At 33.6% G+C, this 16,122-nt stretch carries 17 protein-coding genes and 5 tRNA genes; 6 read left to right on the top strand and 16 right to left on the bottom strand.

The window, feature by feature from the left end:
* Positions 1–28: 28 nt before the first annotated feature.
* From nusG to IGB25_RS00735, 16 genes are all read right to left on the bottom strand, one after another.
* The gene (nusG, locus tag IGB25_RS00810; RefSeq protein ID WP_211065758.1) at positions 29–580 is read right to left on the bottom strand and encodes a transcription termination/antitermination protein NusG; all 552 of its coding nucleotides are present in this window, start codon (positions 578–580) and stop codon (positions 29–31) included.
* 2 nt (positions 581–582) lie between these two features.
* The gene (gene secE / locus IGB25_RS00805) at positions 583–780 is read right to left on the bottom strand and encodes a preprotein translocase subunit SecE (protein ID WP_211065757.1); all 198 of its coding nucleotides are present in this window, start codon (positions 778–780) and stop codon (positions 583–585) included.
* Positions 781–839: 59 nt separating this feature from the next.
* Positions 840–912: transfer RNA gene (locus tag IGB25_RS00800), tRNA-Trp, on the bottom strand.
* Between the two features lie 63 nt (positions 913–975).
* A complete protein-coding gene (gene tuf, locus IGB25_RS00795) occupies positions 976–2,163 on the bottom strand; it encodes an elongation factor Tu (RefSeq protein WP_211065756.1) in 1,188 nt (395 codons plus the stop codon).
* A 77-nt stretch (positions 2,164–2,240) separates the two neighbouring features.
* Positions 2,241–2,312: transfer RNA gene (locus tag IGB25_RS00790), tRNA-Thr, on the bottom strand.
* A 311-nt stretch (positions 2,313–2,623) separates the two neighbouring features.
* Positions 2,624–2,696 (bottom strand) — tRNA-Gly (locus tag IGB25_RS00785).
* A 62-nt stretch (positions 2,697–2,758) separates the two neighbouring features.
* A tRNA-Tyr gene (locus tag IGB25_RS00780) sits at positions 2,759–2,840 on the bottom strand.
* Between the two features lie 267 nt (positions 2,841–3,107).
* Positions 3,108–3,181: transfer RNA gene (locus IGB25_RS00775), tRNA-Thr, on the bottom strand.
* A gap of 107 nt (positions 3,182–3,288) precedes the next feature.
* Positions 3,289–4,173, bottom strand: a complete 885-nt coding sequence (locus IGB25_RS00770) for a tyrosine-type recombinase/integrase (protein ID WP_211065755.1) — start codon at positions 4,171–4,173, stop codon at positions 3,289–3,291.
* 67 nt (positions 4,174–4,240) lie between these two features.
* A complete protein-coding gene (locus IGB25_RS00765) occupies positions 4,241–5,410 on the bottom strand; it encodes an acyl-CoA dehydrogenase family protein (protein WP_211065754.1) in 1,170 nt (389 codons plus the stop codon).
* 39 nt (positions 5,411–5,449) lie between these two features.
* Positions 5,450–6,307, bottom strand: coding sequence for a helix-hairpin-helix domain-containing protein (locus IGB25_RS00760; RefSeq protein WP_211065753.1), 858 nt, complete (start codon positions 6,305–6,307; stop codon positions 5,450–5,452).
* A gap of 37 nt (positions 6,308–6,344) precedes the next feature.
* Positions 6,345–8,408, bottom strand: coding sequence for an amino acid carrier protein (locus tag IGB25_RS00755; protein WP_211065752.1), 2,064 nt, complete (start codon positions 8,406–8,408; stop codon positions 6,345–6,347).
* A gap of 98 nt (positions 8,409–8,506) precedes the next feature.
* Positions 8,507–9,511 (bottom strand): TrkA family potassium uptake protein, encoded by a 1,005-nt coding sequence (locus IGB25_RS00750; RefSeq protein ID WP_211065751.1) that lies wholly within the window; start codon positions 9,509–9,511, stop codon positions 8,507–8,509.
* Positions 9,512–9,537: 26 nt separating this feature from the next.
* Positions 9,538–9,774, bottom strand: a complete 237-nt coding sequence (locus IGB25_RS00745; protein WP_211065750.1) for a PspC domain-containing protein — start codon at positions 9,772–9,774, stop codon at positions 9,538–9,540.
* Between the two features lie 188 nt (positions 9,775–9,962).
* A complete protein-coding gene (locus tag IGB25_RS00740; RefSeq protein ID WP_211065749.1) occupies positions 9,963–11,081 on the bottom strand; it encodes a DUF3810 domain-containing protein in 1,119 nt (372 codons plus the stop codon).
* A 74-nt stretch (positions 11,082–11,155) separates the two neighbouring features.
* Positions 11,156–11,728 carry a thioredoxin family protein gene (locus tag IGB25_RS00735; RefSeq protein WP_211065748.1) on the bottom strand — a complete coding sequence of 191 codons (573 nt, stop codon included), beginning with the start codon at positions 11,726–11,728 and terminating at the stop codon, positions 11,156–11,158.
* A 104-nt stretch (positions 11,729–11,832) separates the two neighbouring features.
* Between IGB25_RS00735 and galE the strand changes: the two genes are divergently transcribed.
* From galE to IGB25_RS00705, 6 genes are all read left to right on the top strand, one after another.
* Positions 11,833–12,846, top strand: coding sequence for a UDP-glucose 4-epimerase GalE (gene galE, locus IGB25_RS00730; RefSeq protein WP_211065747.1), 1,014 nt, complete (start codon positions 11,833–11,835; stop codon positions 12,844–12,846).
* A 12-nt stretch (positions 12,847–12,858) separates the two neighbouring features.
* Complete coding sequence (locus tag IGB25_RS00725; RefSeq protein ID WP_211065746.1) at positions 12,859–13,269, top strand: RidA family protein; 411 nt, start codon at positions 12,859–12,861, stop codon at positions 13,267–13,269.
* Positions 13,270–13,456: 187 nt separating this feature from the next.
* On the top strand, positions 13,457–14,005 hold the full coding sequence (locus tag IGB25_RS00720; protein ID WP_211065745.1) for a ClpP family protease: 549 nt from the start codon (positions 13,457–13,459) through the stop codon (positions 14,003–14,005).
* A 3-nt stretch (positions 14,006–14,008) separates the two neighbouring features.
* The gene (locus tag IGB25_RS00715) at positions 14,009–14,458 is read left to right on the top strand and encodes a GNAT family N-acetyltransferase (protein ID WP_211065744.1); all 450 of its coding nucleotides are present in this window, start codon (positions 14,009–14,011) and stop codon (positions 14,456–14,458) included.
* Positions 14,451–15,179 carry a M15 family metallopeptidase gene (locus IGB25_RS00710; protein WP_211065743.1) on the top strand — a complete coding sequence of 243 codons (729 nt, stop codon included), beginning with the start codon at positions 14,451–14,453 and terminating at the stop codon, positions 15,177–15,179. Before IGB25_RS00715 ends, IGB25_RS00710 begins: the two co-directional genes overlap by 8 nt.
* A 32-nt stretch (positions 15,180–15,211) precedes the next feature.
* Positions 15,212–15,931 (top strand): DUF2490 domain-containing protein, encoded by a 720-nt coding sequence (locus IGB25_RS00705; RefSeq protein ID WP_211065742.1) that lies wholly within the window; start codon positions 15,212–15,214, stop codon positions 15,929–15,931.
* The last annotated feature ends 191 nt before the right edge of the window (positions 15,932–16,122 follow it).

Below are 16,122 nucleotides of genomic sequence, written 5' to 3'. Positions count from 1 at the left end.
CAATAAAACAATCTATATCTTGTAACATTTATATTTTTTCAACTTGCATAAAGCTTAATTCAACTGGTGTTTTACGTCCAAATATTTTCACCATAACTTGAAGCTTGCGTTTTTCTTCATTAACCTTTTCAATTGTTCCATTAAAGCTATTAAATGGTCCGTCAATTACTTTCACATTTTCACCAATAGTAAATGGAATGTTAACTTGTTCTTTGCTTGTACTTAACTCATCAACTTTTCCTAATAATCTATTGACTTCAGATTTTCTTAAAGGCATATGATCACCACCTTTGGTTTCTCCTAAAAACCCGATAACACCATTAACATTTTTAATAATGTGTGGCAATTCGCCTTCTAAATTAGCGTTAATTACAATATATCCAGGAAGATAAACTTTATCCTTCTGTATTTTTTTACCATTTCTTATTTGAACAACTTTTTCTGTAGGCACTAATATTTCGTCAACGTAATCCTCAAGCCCTTCATGAGCGATTTCTTTTTTTATATAATCTTTAACTTTGTTCTCAGATCCACTTATAGACCTTACAACATACCATTTTTTTAGTGATGTTTCAGACATAATTAAGATTTTACCCAATTAAAATATTGTTCAATAATACCGCTAAATAATTGATCGATACCAAAAACAGCAAGTGCTAATAATACTGAAAAAACAGCCACAATAACCATAAGTCTTTGAGCATCTGCATAAGACGGCCAAGTTACATGATTTATTAATTCATAGTAGGATTCGTTTATATATTTAATTATACCTGACATTTTGTAGCTTAATTAGTTATTTTAAAATTAGTTTTAACTAAAATCTAAAACATTGTTTGCACGGGTTGAGAGGCTCGAACTCCCGACACCTGGTTTTGGAGACCAGTGCTCTACCAACTGAGCTAAACCCGTTTATTAAAAAGTCGAGGTAATAACGATTTTATCGTATTACCTCAACTTATATATTAAAAGAAATTAGTCTAAAATTTCAGTTACTTGTCCAGCTCCAACTGTACGACCACCTTCTCTAATTGCAAATTGTAATCCCACATTTAAAGCGATAGGTTGTAACAATTCAACTGTGATAGTTAAGTTATCTCCAGGCATTACCATTTCTACACCATCTGGCAAGGTAATTGTTCCTGTAACATCAGTAGTTCTTACATAAAACTGAGGTCTATAGTTGTTATGGAATGGTGTATGACGACCTCCTTCTTCTTTTTTCAAGACATAAACTTCAGCCTTAAACTTGGCATGAGGTGTTACTGTACCAGGTTTAGTAATAACCATACCTCTTGTGATTTGGTCTTTTTCAATACCTCTTAACAAGATACCGACATTGTCCCCAGCTTCACCTCTATCTAATATTTTACGGAACATCTCAACACCAGTAATTGTTGATTTTAATTTTTCAGCTCCCATACCAATTAATTCTACAGGATCACCAGTATTAGCAACACCCGTTTCAATTCTACCTGTAGCAACAGAACCACGACCAGTGATAGAGAAAACATCTTCAACTGGCATTAAAAAGTCTTTATCAACTTCTCTTTTTGGTAACTCAATATATTCATCTACAGCATCCATTAATTCAACAATTTTTTCAGCCCATTTTTCATCGCCTTCAAGAGCTCCTAAAGCAGAACCAGCAATAACGGGAGCATTGTCACCATCATAATCGTAGAAACTTAACAAGTCTCTAACTTCCATTTCAACCAACTCAAGCAACTCCTCATCGTCAACTAAGTCAACTTTATTAAGGAAAGCAACGATACGAGGCACACCAACTTGGCGACCAAGCAAAATATGCTCACGTGTTTGTGGCATAGGACCATCAGTAGCCGCAACAACTAAAATTGCACCGTCCATTTGTGCAAGACCAGTTACCATGTTTTTTACATAGTCGGCGTGACCTGGACAATCAACGTGTGCATAGTGTCTTTTTTCTGTTTGATATTCAACATGCGAAGAGTTGATTGTGATACCACGCTCTTTTTCTTCAGGTGCATTATCAATTTGATCAAAAGCAGAAGCTTCTGAATAGCCTTTATCAGCCATCACTTTTGTGATTGCAGCAGTTAAAGTAGTTTTACCGTGATCGACATGTCCAAGCGTACCTATGTTAAGGTGTGGTTTGGAGCGATCAAAATTTTCCTTTGCCATAAGTAAATTATTTAATCTTAGTTATATATTAGTGTTAACGTTTTTATTTTTATTTTTTTTATTCTTTTATATTTTAGAGCCAACGACGAGAATTGAACTCGTGACCTTTTCCTTACCAAGGAAACGCTCTACCCCTGAGCTACGTCGGCGTAAAGTGGTTATCTCATTATTGACTATACATAAACAACTTATAAATGATTCCATTGCTTATCAGATTTCAACACTCTCAAAATTAGACCGGGTTTACTTCGACATGCTCAGCACAAGCTTCTCACCCTAAATCAAAGATCTTAATATAAATTAATCTTCAATCTTCATCATTCTTCAAGTTAAAAAAAAAATTAGAGCGGAAGACCGGGTTTACTTCGACATGCTCAGCACAAGCTTCTCACCCTAAATCAAAGATCTTAATATAAATTAATCTTCAATCTTCATCCTTCTTCAAGTCAAAAAAAATTAGAGCGGAAGACCGGGTTCGAACCGGCGACATTCAGCTTGGAAGGCTGACGCTCTACCAACTGAGCTACTTCCGCTTTTATCTTAATTTAATGACGTATTCCAAAATACAAAGAACTTTGCAGTTTTTCTGCACTTGTGGGGAGAGCAGGATTCGAACCTGCGAAGACTAGGTCAGCAGATTTACAGTCTGCCCTCGTTAGCCGCTTGAGTATCTCCCCAAAACCATACTAAAATTTACATTTTAGCATTTCAACATTTCAGCACGAGCCGATGGATAAACTCCTTTCGACTTCGTTCAGGACAGGCTTCTCGTCCTGTTTTTTGTTTGCAAAATAAAACTATTCAACGATAGAATATTTTCAACATTTCAGCACGAGCCGATGGATAAACTCCCTTCGACTTCGCTCAGGACAGGCTTCTCGTCCTGTTTTTTGTTTGCAAAATAAAACTATTCAACGATAGAATATTTTCAACATTTCAATACGAGCCGATAGAGGGACTCGAACCCACGACCTGCTGATTACAAATCAGTCGCTCTAGCCAGCTGAGCTACATCGGCTTTTTAAGAACTTATTACCGCATTTTTTGCGGAATGCAAATATATAGAGTTTAATTTTCATACAAAAAATAATTTTGCTTTTTTTTGTATATTTTTTGAAGTATGAATTATTTTGATTCTCTTGGATGATTATTAAAGTAAGATTGCTTGAGTTGCTCAATACTATTGTGAGTGTAAATCTCTGTAGATGAAAGACTTTCGTGTCCAAGCAGTTCTTTTATGGCATTCAAATCAGAGCCTTGATTCAATAAATGTGTTGCAAATGTGTGACGTAAAATATGTGGACTGGTTTTTGATTTGCTTGAAAATTCACTAAAAGCATTATTTACTACGTGATAAACTAAGCTTGGATATAGTGGTTCATCTTGATCAGTAACCAATAAATTTGGATGCGATAGACCATTGTGCTTTTTAAATTGTAAATAATTTTTAATACTCTCACATATTTTATTGTATAAAGGAATAATACGTTGTTTGTTTCTTTTTCCTGTAATTTTTAATTGCTGTTTAGCTAAATCTACATCCTTGGTTTGCAATGAAATTAATTCTGCACGTCGCATTCCTGTTGCATAAAGCAACTCAATAATCAATGCTTGCCTTGAAGATTTAAAATCTACTGGCTCAAAACTATTGATTACATTTTCAACTTCTTGAATAGAAAAAGGTGTGCTTAAAGGTTTTGGTGTTTTCAGACTTTTAAGTTTTTGCATGGGTGAAGTCTTTATCTGATCCGTTTTAAGTAAAAACATATAAAAAGTTTTGAGCGAACTAAGTTTTCTGTTGATACTTTTATGCTTCAAATTATGTTGAGACAACTCAGCTATCCAAGATTCGACTTGAAAATAATCTACATCAATTACGGACAAATCATCAAAATTATCTTTTAAAAATTGACTAAAACCCTTTAAATCATTTTGATAAGCGATAATAGTATGTTTAGAATACTGTTTTTCGTTTTCGAGATATGATAGAAATGTCGTTATTTGAGACATATTACAAATGTAAAAAAATAGACTCGACTATGATTGATATCTCATTTGATCATAAGTGCATAAAAATTTATTGTGTTGCTGGCTTATACTCCTTTTCGTCCACAATCATTTTAGCTAAGACTTCTTTTAAGATTTCAGAGGTACCACCACCAATTGGACCAAGTCTAGAATCTCTAAGCATTCTTGCTAATGGATAGTCTTCAACATATCCATATCCGCCGAGAAGTTGCAAACAATCATAAATGACTTCGTCTGCGACTTTTGTAGATTCAAGTTTAGACATACTGGCTTCTTTGACTACATATTCGCCTTTATCTAATCGAGACGCAACCGCATAATTGAAGTGTTTACAGATTTCTACACGTGTTGACATTTCTGCGATTTTATGACGAAGTGCTTGAAATTCAGTCAATTTTTTGCCAAAAGCTTCGCGCTCTTTCATATATCCTAATGCATATTCAATAGCATATTCTGCTCTTGCATGGGCATTAATACCCATAATTAATCGCTCAGTTGCAAAATGTTGCATAATATAACTGAAGCCTTTGTCTTCTTTTCCCATAAGATTAGTAGCGGGAATCCTTACATTATCAAAAGCTAATTCTGCTGTATCTGAAGCTCTCCAACCAAGTTTATTTAATTTTGTCGCTGAAATTCCTTTGGTTTCTCTATCTATAAGAAAGATACTCATTCCCTTTGATTTCTGTTCGGGACTAGTTTTTGCCGCGACAATCAAATAATCTGAATATACGCCGTTGGTAATAAAAGTTTTTGAACCATTGATAACATATTCATCGCCTACTTTGACTGCTGTGGTTTTCATACCAGCAACATCTGAGCCTCCGAAAGGTTCAGTGATACATAGGCAACCTACTTTTTCACCAGAGATACTAGCCGTTAAATATTTCTTTTTTAATTCATCTGAACCTTCAGCATTGAGATGTGTCATCGCTAAATATGCGTGAGCCCAGATTGTCACTGCAAATCCACCAGAGTTGACACGTTGCATCTCTTCAAGTAAAATAGTCGTGTAGAAAAAATCTAAATCCATTCCGCCATATTGTTCAGGATATGCCAAACCAAAATAACCCATTTCGCCCATTTTTGTCCAAATGGCTGGATCAATTTTTCCATCCTTTTCCCATTTATCAACGTGTGGAACGACTTCTTTTTGGAGAAAATCTCGTAGTGTTGATCTGAACAATTCGTGGTCTTCTGAAAAATAGTTTGTATTCATAGTTGATATTTTCTTAGTAATTTTAATAAAAAATAAGAATTACTTATTTATCGCCAAATATAATTTAATTCTATCAATTTTGGAAGTAGGAAATTGTTGTAATTTTGACAATTCTTCAAACGAATTTATACCTTGATTAACTTTTATAAACTGAAATATTTCTCTTGCCAATTCGTAATCAAAATATGGCACTTCAGTCAACTCTATTAAAGACGCTTGGTTGATATCAATTTTTGGCTGTTCATTATTTGATTTTACTTTCATTTTTGCAGTGATTTTATCAATGACATCGTATTTGAGACCCCAAACATCCTTGAGTTGAATATCGGATCTGAACTTACCGATTTTATCTCTGTATGCAATGATACGTTTAGATAGCACTTCGCCTACACCGCTGATTTTCTGCAGGTCTTCAGCTGTTGCTATATTTAAATCTTGCTTTTGCTTATAACTTAAAATGATTATTGGCTCTGATTGTCTTTTTGCTTTCTGCTGTTCAACAACCCAATCTGGAAATTTAAAATATGGTAAAATTTTTTTTAAAATCTCATCAGAAACTTGAGTAACATTTTGAAAATCTTCAACTGAATTTATCCATTTTCCCTTATCTCTAAAAGCAATTAATCTGTTGTGTTCTTCAGCAGACAAACCCAAGCGATAGGCTTTTCCTTCTTTTAAAAAATTAGGATTAAAAGGATAGATTTTGTATTGATAAGACGGCTTTTGCTCGGCTTTTATAATTTTTAAAGAATCAATTTTTTGTTGTGCAATTGTATCTATCAAACTTTGATATGGGCTTAATTTATAATAATTGTAATTGTAATATAAAACGCCTATAAGGCACACAATAATCAAACCTACTAACAAAAAAACCCCATTCTGTTGCGATATTGTCAAAACCGAACGGGATTTTTTTGCCTTCACTTTAAATCACTTATTTCTGACGAACAAAGAGTTCGCCTTTTTTCAATTTATCTAAATAATCTTTTAAGTCTTTTCTGACTTCACCTGACATGATCAATAAACCAATAATATTAGGAAATGACATTGCCAAAATCATCATGTCAGAGAAATCTAAAACTGCACCTAAACTTATAGAAGCACCAACAACGACAAACACTAAAAAGAAAACTTTATATACTAATTCATTTCTTCTCTCGCGTCCAAATATATAAGACCAAGCTCTCATACCGTAGTATGACCAAGAAATCATAGTAGAAAAGGCAAATAAGAAAACGGCTAAAGCTAAGACATAAGGAAACCAAGAGACAACGCTACCAAACGCATCAGTAGTCAATTGAACGCCTGAAAGACCATTAACTTCGTGCATACCTGTAAAAATTAAAACCAAAGCCGTAAGCGTACAAACCACAACGGTGTCAATAAATGGTTCAAGTAAAGCCACAAAACCTTCAGACGGCGGATGATTGGTTTTAGCAGCTGAGTGAGCAATTGTCGCTGAACCAACACCTGCTTCATTTGAAAATGCAAGACGTTGAAAACCAACAATTAACACGCCTATAAAACCACCTTTAAGTGCACTTGGCGAAAAAGCACCATTAATAATTGCTGAAAAAGTCGCACCAAGATTATCAATATTTACGCCAATTACAATAAAAGCACCTATCACATAAATGGTCGCCATAAACGGTACAACTTTGTCAGTTACTCTTGCTATACTGGTGATTCCACCAATAATAACAATACCAACTAAAATAGCTAAAATAAGTCCAAAATAAAATCCATTGCCTTCAAGCATTGGAATTTGACCAGCTAATACTTTAAAAGATTGGTTGGCTTGAAACATATTTCCACCACCAAAAGAAGCTCCAATAGCCAGAACCGCAAAGATCAAAGCTAAAGTTTTACCAAGACCTTTTAGGTTTCTTTTTTCAAGCCCATATCTCAGGTAATTCATCGGACCACCAAAAATACGTCCTTCTTTATTGATAAATCTGTATTTAACACCAAGTGTACATTCTACAAATTTTGATGACATCCCGAGTAAACCTGCCAAAATCATCCAAAATGTGGCTCCAGCACCACCAAGAGAAATGGCAATGGCTACACCCGCAATATTACCGAGACCAACCGTTGCTGAAACTGCTGTCGTTAAAGCCTGGAAGTGAGTAATTCGACCTGGTGCATCAGGATCGTCATATTTTCCTCTAGCCAGTTGAAATGAATGTTTAAAACCTCTAATATTGATAAAGCCCATTTTAAAGGTAAAAAATGTCGCACCTGCAATCAACCAAACAACAATAAATGGTATGCCTTTGGTTTGCTTATCACCATTAGGCAAAGTTAAAGCAACGGGATTATCATATCTAATTTCACCAAAAACATGAGCATTGCTTTGTATCACGTCTTCTGGATTATTGGGATTATAAATAACTTCACCTTCTTTGACGAGATGATTAATTTTACCATTTTCACCAGCTTTAACTTCTATATCGCCTGTGTTAGATAAATTTACAACTGCAATTGGATCTCCTTTTCTAACATGAGTTTTGGGATCAACTAACCATTCTTTTAATGTATAAACTTCTTGTGTATCAGCATTCCATTCAGGAGCAAATATTAAATCTTTACTGGTGTAAACTACAGGGTCGTAAATTCCTACAGCAAAAAAAGGATCCCAAAACAGAACACTTCCCATAGCACCAACTACTGGTGTAAAAAAACCATTAAAATGTTCTGTAATAGAGACTGATTTTATCTTTAAGTCTTTTTCTGCGGTCTGACCGTTGGCATCAGTAACTTTAATATTGTAGTAAACTCCTTCGGTTAATCCAACAGCCTTGTTAGATGAGAGAGGTGTGCTTTGGTTAGACCATTTGTATTGATAAGGTGGTGTGCCACCTTCTACTTCAACCTGAATCGAACCGTCATTTATTTCGTCAGATGGGTTGATGAGTTTTTCTTTGATAACTATATTTTGACTAAAAATTGTCATAGAAAAAACCAACGCAAACATTGATAATAAAACTCTAAGCATATCTAAAAATTTATGATTTATTGACTTTAATTTAAACTTCTCGCAATATCTAAAAAAATAAATCTAACAAAAAATAAATTTTTAATTTATTGCGTTTCTTAAATAGAATAAATCTCTTGAAGTCTTTTTATTTGGCTTGCATTGCCAATGACTATGATTTTAGAATTTGGTGTAAGTTTGATATTTGGATTTGGATTGACAATATATTCGCCATCAGAAGATTTAAAACCTATGATGGTACATCCTGTGCGTTGTCTGAGGTCTAATTCTAGAATTGTGCAACTTTTCCCATGGCTAAACAATTGTTCATATGATACTTGCTCAAGGTTTACACTTTTGCTATCGCCGTAACTTAAATTATCCCAAAATTCTAATAAATCTGGACTAACAATAAGTGATGCCATATGTTGCCCTCCGATTTTATCAGGCAATATAACATTGTCTGCACCAGCGAGTTTAAGTTTTCTGTAACTGGTTTCTTCACTTGCTCTAGAAATAATTCTTAAATCTTTATTTAGCTGTCGAGCACTTAAAACAATAAAAAGATTTTCAGCATCGTTGGGCAGAGCGGTAATAAGATTAGCAGCCTTTTCTATTCCAGCTGATATTAAAACTTCATCTTCATTGGCATTACCAACCAAAAATTGCTCTGATTTTAAACCACTTTGCTCTAATAAGTCTAAATTTTTATCAATAACTAAAAATGCATCTTGGTATTCCATAAGTTTTTGAGCGGCTTGCTGACCGTTTCGCCCAAAACCACAAACAATTGTATGATTTTCCATTTTTTTAATTTTTTTGAGTTTTCTTTTGAGTTGCAAATCGCTCAAAGAGCTGAAAGAAATAAAATACTCTGTGGCTACAGATACGACAAAACCTAAAATGATAACGCTTGACAATATCAAAATGATAATAAAAACCTTAGCATCATCGTTTGGCAAAACTACTTCTCTATATCCAACCGTCGTTATGGTGATGGCTGTCATATAGAAAGCATCTATCCAAGACAAATCCATAACATTCTTAAAACCAATAACTCCAGCAAGCAAGATGATGATCATCAATGCCATAGCCAGTATGATTTTAAATCTCAATGATTTCATAAATCGGATAGCTTAAAATATTTTTATTACAAATCAAAAACTGAACTGCGTTTGGTGTAAACCAAGTCTTTTAGTTTGAGCCAAAAAGCCAAGGTCAAATATAGCACAAATCCAAAACCAAAGGTGGCAAATGAAGCATAAATAAAAAACAGTCTTACCGATTTAGCTTTCATCCCTAAACGGTCTGCTAAACGAGAACTGACGTAAAATCCTCGGCGTTCTAAAAAAAATCGCAAACGGTGAATATATGGTTGATTATTCATAAAAAATAATGTCTATCTATATTATATAAATCACAAATCTAAAACATTTTTAGCATCAAACTATAGGATATAATCTAAGTAAATGAATTTTCTTAATCATCTTTCTTTTATAATTTTTTATTTCTTACACTATCAATTCGTTTTCAGATAAATAGCTTAAATATCTAATAAACCATCATTTTGATGGACTAAGGTAAAGAATTTTTTGAAAAATAGTTGACCAATAAAGCTACAACATAATTATAACTTTGAATGCCTTGGGGTTGGTTATTAACTTTTAAGAAATTACCATACACATTTTTAAAAACCGGCTCTAAAGGATTTTTAAAGCTTTCCCAAAAGATTTGAGTCTCTTTATAATTTTTTAAAATACCTGGATTAACTTCGGCTTTCAAACGTTCAAAATCTTCGGGTGAACGCCAATATACTTCGTTTAGGCAAAACTTTAATGCATAAGTAAAACCAGCGTAACGAATTTTTTCATTTGTGCTATGCATATTCACATAACAGGACACAAAATTGTACTCGTTTTCTTTGGCATAACCCAATTGATGTCCCATTTCGTGAGCAATCAAAGTAGGAAATTTATATTTCGGAACTCTATCATTATATTGTGCTTCGTGCGTAAAAGGATTGAGGTAACCGCCAAAACCCATATAACTTAAAGGCAAACTGAGCAATGATGGTTTTATGCTTCGGACTTCCACATATTGATCTTGAAATTGTGTTCGTTTAAAATTTTCAAACGCCATTTTCTCATATTCATTTTCTGATTGTTCAAAATGCACTGGTAGAGTATCATTTGCAACGAGTTTGTGATGAATAGCGTTAGCTTTTACCAGCAATTTTTCAGTAAAACTAATAAGCTCTTCAGTGTTGTAATCACTTTTAACCCCTAACTGTTTATGAAGTGGCAAGCGGTAATAATTTAAACCCCAAGAGATATGAAACCAAAAATAAATGATAGAAATAAACGAGACAATTTTATAAAAATCAGATTTTTTGAGCTTGAATTTTCTTTTAAAAACGCCCACAAGATATTTTATTATAAAAGCAATTAAGATAATATAAAAAATATCACCAAAAGAAAAGGGAAGATGACTAAACAGATGTTGAAAAAAAGTAGAAATTGAAATATAAATTCCATTCGAATAATACATTTCGATGGCTTCAGGATATGGTTTAATACTATAAATTAAAAAAAGTTGAACTGGTAAAAAAATAGACCAAACTAATCTAGATTTCTGCCAAATAGTTAATTTTGAAAAGGTTTTGATGTGTTTAAAAAGTTGATGTTTAAAACCCATAAATGATTATTAGAATTGGCTTTAAAAAAATATGGTATCCAACTAAAATAGATTGATTTTAAAAAATTGGAAGCTTAATTTTCATAATTATCCAATTTCCACTTAATATTACAACCCATACTCGGTTTTTGAACTTTTGGAGCTTCTCTGTTGTTGAGCAATGCATCTAAAGCTTCTCTTAGACTTCTTCCTGTCAGGGGGAAACCATTTTTTGGTCGAGAGTCGTCTAATTGTCCATGGTAGAACAGCTCTAAATTTTCATCAAACACATAAAAATCTGGCGTACAAGCAGCATTATAAGCCTTGGCAACTTCTTGAGTTTCGTCATATAAATAAGGAAAAGGATATTTTTCTGTTTCGGCTAATTCTGCCATTTTATCAGGATGATCTTCAGGGTATTTTTCAACATCATTACTTGAAATAGCTACAAAACCAAATCCTGTAACTTTATAATCGTTAGCCAATCTCACCAACTCTTCATTAACGTGTTTCACATACGGACAATGATTACAAAGAAACATAACAACTGTGCCGTGTTTCCCTCTAATTTCAGACAAGCTTACAATCTGATTATTTTTTACATTCAGCAAACTAAAGCCAGGTGCTTTTGTACCTAATTCTACTATATTTGAAGGTGTTAATGACATAACTTTGTTTTATAGCCAAAGATATCAATTGATTTGATATTTTACATTTAAGACACTTAAATTTCATAGAAAAACTCTTAATTTGTATTTTTAAAATTCAAAACATGAAAATATTAGTTACTGGCGGATTAGGTTTTATTGCTTCACATACTGTTGTTGCCTTATTAGAAAAAAACTACGAAGTTGTTATCATTGATAATCTATCAAACACAAGCCTCGATGTTTTAGAAGGCATTACTAGAATTACTGGAAAAAACCCTGATTTTTATCAAATTGACATCAGAAACAAATCAGATTTAAGCCAGTTTTTTAATGAGCGACCTGACATCAAAGGCATCATACATTTTGCCGCATTCAAAGCAGTAGGTGAAAGTGTTGAAAAACCTTTAGATTATTATGAAAATAACGTTGCGGCTTTAGTTTACTTACTCAAAGAAAGCTGTAAAATAAATCAACCTAAATTCATTTTCAGCTCATCGTGTACCGTTTATGACCAAGCCAAAACACTTCCTATTACCGAAAATGCACCAGTTCAAAAAGCCAATTCGCCTTACGGCAATACCAAACAAATCGGCGAAGAAATCATTCTAGATTACATCAACAGCGGTGCTGATTTACAAGCCATTTCTTTGCGGTATTTTAATCCTATTGGTGCACATCCAACTGCATTAATCGGTGAATTACCCATTGGTGTTCCACAAAATTTAGTACCTTTCGTCACACAAACCGCAGCTGGAAAAAGAGAAGTTTTATCAGTCTTTGGCAATGATTATCCTACTGAAGATGGCACGTGTATCCGCGATTATATTCATGTTATGGATTTAGCTGAAATTCACGTAATTGCTTTAGAAAAACTGTTAGACCAAAATCATGCTAAAAGTTATGATGTCTTTAACGTTGGCACAGGTAAAGGAAATTCTGTTTTAGATGTTATCAAAACCTTTGAAAAAGTCAATAACCTAAAACTCAACTACAAAATAGCTAATCGAAGACCTGGAGATGTTACCACAGCTTATGCTGATACCGATAAAGTAGAAAAAGAATTAGGCTGGAAAGCCAAACGCAGTATGGCTGACGCCCTCAAAGATGCTTGGCAATGGGAAAAGAAACAACAGTAAAATATCAAAATTATGATTGGTAAAGTAATTAAAGGCAAGGCTAAACCACGAGGAAAATTCCCACACGTCAAACGGGTTGGTGATTTTATTTACGTCTCTGGCACAAGCTCAAGAAGACCAGATAACACCTTTGAAGGCGTAGAAGTTGACGAGATGGGAACCACCAATTTAGACATCAAAAAACAAACCCGTGCCGTGCTCCAAAACATTGATGACATTTTACAAGAAGAAGGTGCCAGCTTAAAAGATGTGGTTGATATCACGTCGTTTTTAGTTAATATGAACGACTTTAAAGGCTACAACGAAGTTTATGCTCAATTCTTTGATTATGAAAATGGCCCAACAAGAACTACAGTTGCTGTGCATCAATTACCTCATCCGCACTTGCTCATCGAAATAAAAGCTATTGCCTACAAAAAATAACATTAAACCCGAATTATTTAATAGGAAATTTCCTATTAAATAATGACGAAAAATGCTCAATCAATAGCATTTTTGTCAGGGTTATATTAAGGATTATGCACCAACGCATAATTTGGGTTAAAACTCCCTTAAACGCTATTCTATTTTAGGGATAAATGTTAATTTAGCGGTTTTAAAAAAAGAAAATATGACGAAGAAAACGGCAAAGGTTCAAGACCTAATCGATATGAAATTTTTAGAAACGCGTAAAGTGTTTCTCAACGGGCAAGTTGATGGCAAAAGTGCCAAATACATCATTGATCGTTTGATGTATTTAGACTTAGAAAGTCACGACCCTATTCAACTTTTCATCAATAGCCCAGGTGGCTTCGTAACCGATGGGTTTGCTATTTACGATACTATAAAAAGCTTAAAAAGCCCAGTCCATACCATTTGTTCAGGCTTAGCGACTTCTATGGGTTCTATTTTATTGTCTGTTGGCGAAAAAGGACATCGCTACATTCAGCCTCACGCCAAAGTGATGATTCACCAACCGCTCGGCGGTGCTCAAGGTCAAGCTTCAAATATTGAGATTCAAGCCAAAGAAATTTTGAAAACCAAAGAACTCAGTGCAAAAATTCTCGCTGAAAATTGCGGTCAATCCTTTGACAAAGTGATGAAAGATTTCAGCAGAGATTATTGGATGGATGCACAAGAATCTTTAGATTACGGTATTGTTGACCAAGTGATGAAGTAAGTTTTGAATACTGAAATTTATCAGGTGGATGTCCAATCTATTATACCGATTAGACATCAAGTGTTAAGAAAAGGCAAACCCTTATCTACTTGTCATTTTCAAGGTGATAATTTATCTGATACTTTTCATTTTGCAACTTACTTCAATGATGAAATTGCAGGCTGTGTAAGTTTGATGTTAAAGTCAAATACTAAAATTGAAGATGATCAGAGCTACCAACTTCGCGGAATGGCCGTTTTAGAAAATCATCAAAACAAAGAGATTGGTAAACATCTTTTAAAACATTCTGAACAATTTTTAGGTTCAAAAGGAATAAAAACCATCTGGTGTAACGTTAGAATAAAAGCTAAACCTTTTTACAGCAAAAACGGCTATAAAACAATAGGCAAAACCTTTGAAATTCCTGATGTAGGTCCACATATTTTAATGTATAAAGCACTCGTTGATGCGTAGGATTGATTTTATAAAACTCAATGTTTTAGCAGGTTTTGGGTGGAGTGTTTTGCCTATTCAAGATTTAATTAAAAATCCAAGTCAAGCTTTTTTAACAGGAAAACATAATCCTTACCTCAACACCTCAAAAATTATGCACAAAACAGCATATCAGCCATTTGTTGAAATGCACGAAGCAGCATTAAAAGAAGGTATTGACATACAAATTGCTTCTGGTTTTAGAAGTTTTAATCGGCAATTACAAATCTGGAATAAAAAATACAAACAATATCAAAAGCAAAATTTATCTGACAAAGACATTATAAAACAAATCATCACCTACTCCACTATTCCAGGCACGTCTCGCCATCATTGGGGAACCGATATAGATATTGTTGATGCCAATGTTGAAAAACCAAATGGCGATTTACTTTTAGACCAAAATTATCACGGCAACGGCGTTTATTGTAAACTTCACGAATGGATGCAAACTCATGCCCACAAATTTGGGTTTTATTTAGTTTACACCAATAATTATCATCGCACAGGTTTTAAATACGAACCTTGGCACTATTCTTATAAGCCTTTGTCAAAAGATTATCTCAAGGCTTATTTAAAATTAAATCCTAATAATTTATTTGTTGATATTGATATTCAAGGCAAAGCATTTTTAGATAAAAACTGCCTAATGTCATATTTTGAAACACATCTGCAAGGAATCAATCCACTACTTCTGCCATAAAACCTTAATTTTGTGGTTCTAAATTTTAAGCTATGCTTAAACCAATTGGAGTTTGCTTATTTTTCGTATTATTCAGTTTTAAACTTTCGGCACAACAAAAAAATGTAGAAACACAAAACTTATTGTGGACACGGTATTTATTGAATTTTCATGTGAGTGAAAAATGGACGCCTTTTTTTGATGTTGAAGAACGTATGTATATGTTTCCATTTAGGCAACATCATTTTTTACCGAGTATTGGAGCTAATTACAAGCTGAGTGATAATGTTTCATTTACCGTCGCAATGATGTATTTTGAATTGACCTTACCACAAAATCCTAATGCCGATTTCACAGAAAGTCAACAAGAACTAAGACCACAAGTCGCTGTGAATTACAGGCATAAACTTGACAGTAAATTTAGCTTTCTAAGTCGTTTGAAGTTGGAATGGCGATACAAAAAACCGCCCGATGATAGCTCTTACAACTTTACGAACTACAGACTTAGAATGCGTTTAGGCTTGGCTTACAACATCAATGAAAAATTTACCGCTAATCTTTTAGAAGAAATACATATCAATATTGGAGACAAGATCGTGCGTAATGTATTTGATCAAAACCGACTTTCTGCTGGTTTAAATTATAAAATAAATGACAAATTTCAAATCGAAACAGGCTATATGAATTGGTTTCAACAAAAGTCAACAGGCGATGACTTCTATAGCAGAAATATTGTGTATTTTACCCTGAGACATAATTTGAAGTTTTATTAAACCCAAATTATGCATTAAAGGATAATAGCCAATGAAAACATATTTTTGTCGGGGTTTTCATCCTCAGTTTTAGTGGAATTAGACAGCATAAATAAGGCTAATAAGACTAAAAAAAACTGTCTAATAAGACTAAAAAAACTGTTCAAAAAAAATTAAATCAGAACTGTTTTGAGTATATTGCACTACTAAAA

Origin of the sequence: Flavobacterium sp. CS20 (assembly GCF_018080005.1) — a bacterium.
Classification (GTDB): Bacteria; Bacteroidota; Bacteroidia; order Flavobacteriales; family Flavobacteriaceae; genus Psychroflexus.
Note: the sequence above shows the minus strand (reverse complement) of the source record. Positions and strands in the feature narration are given on the sequence as shown.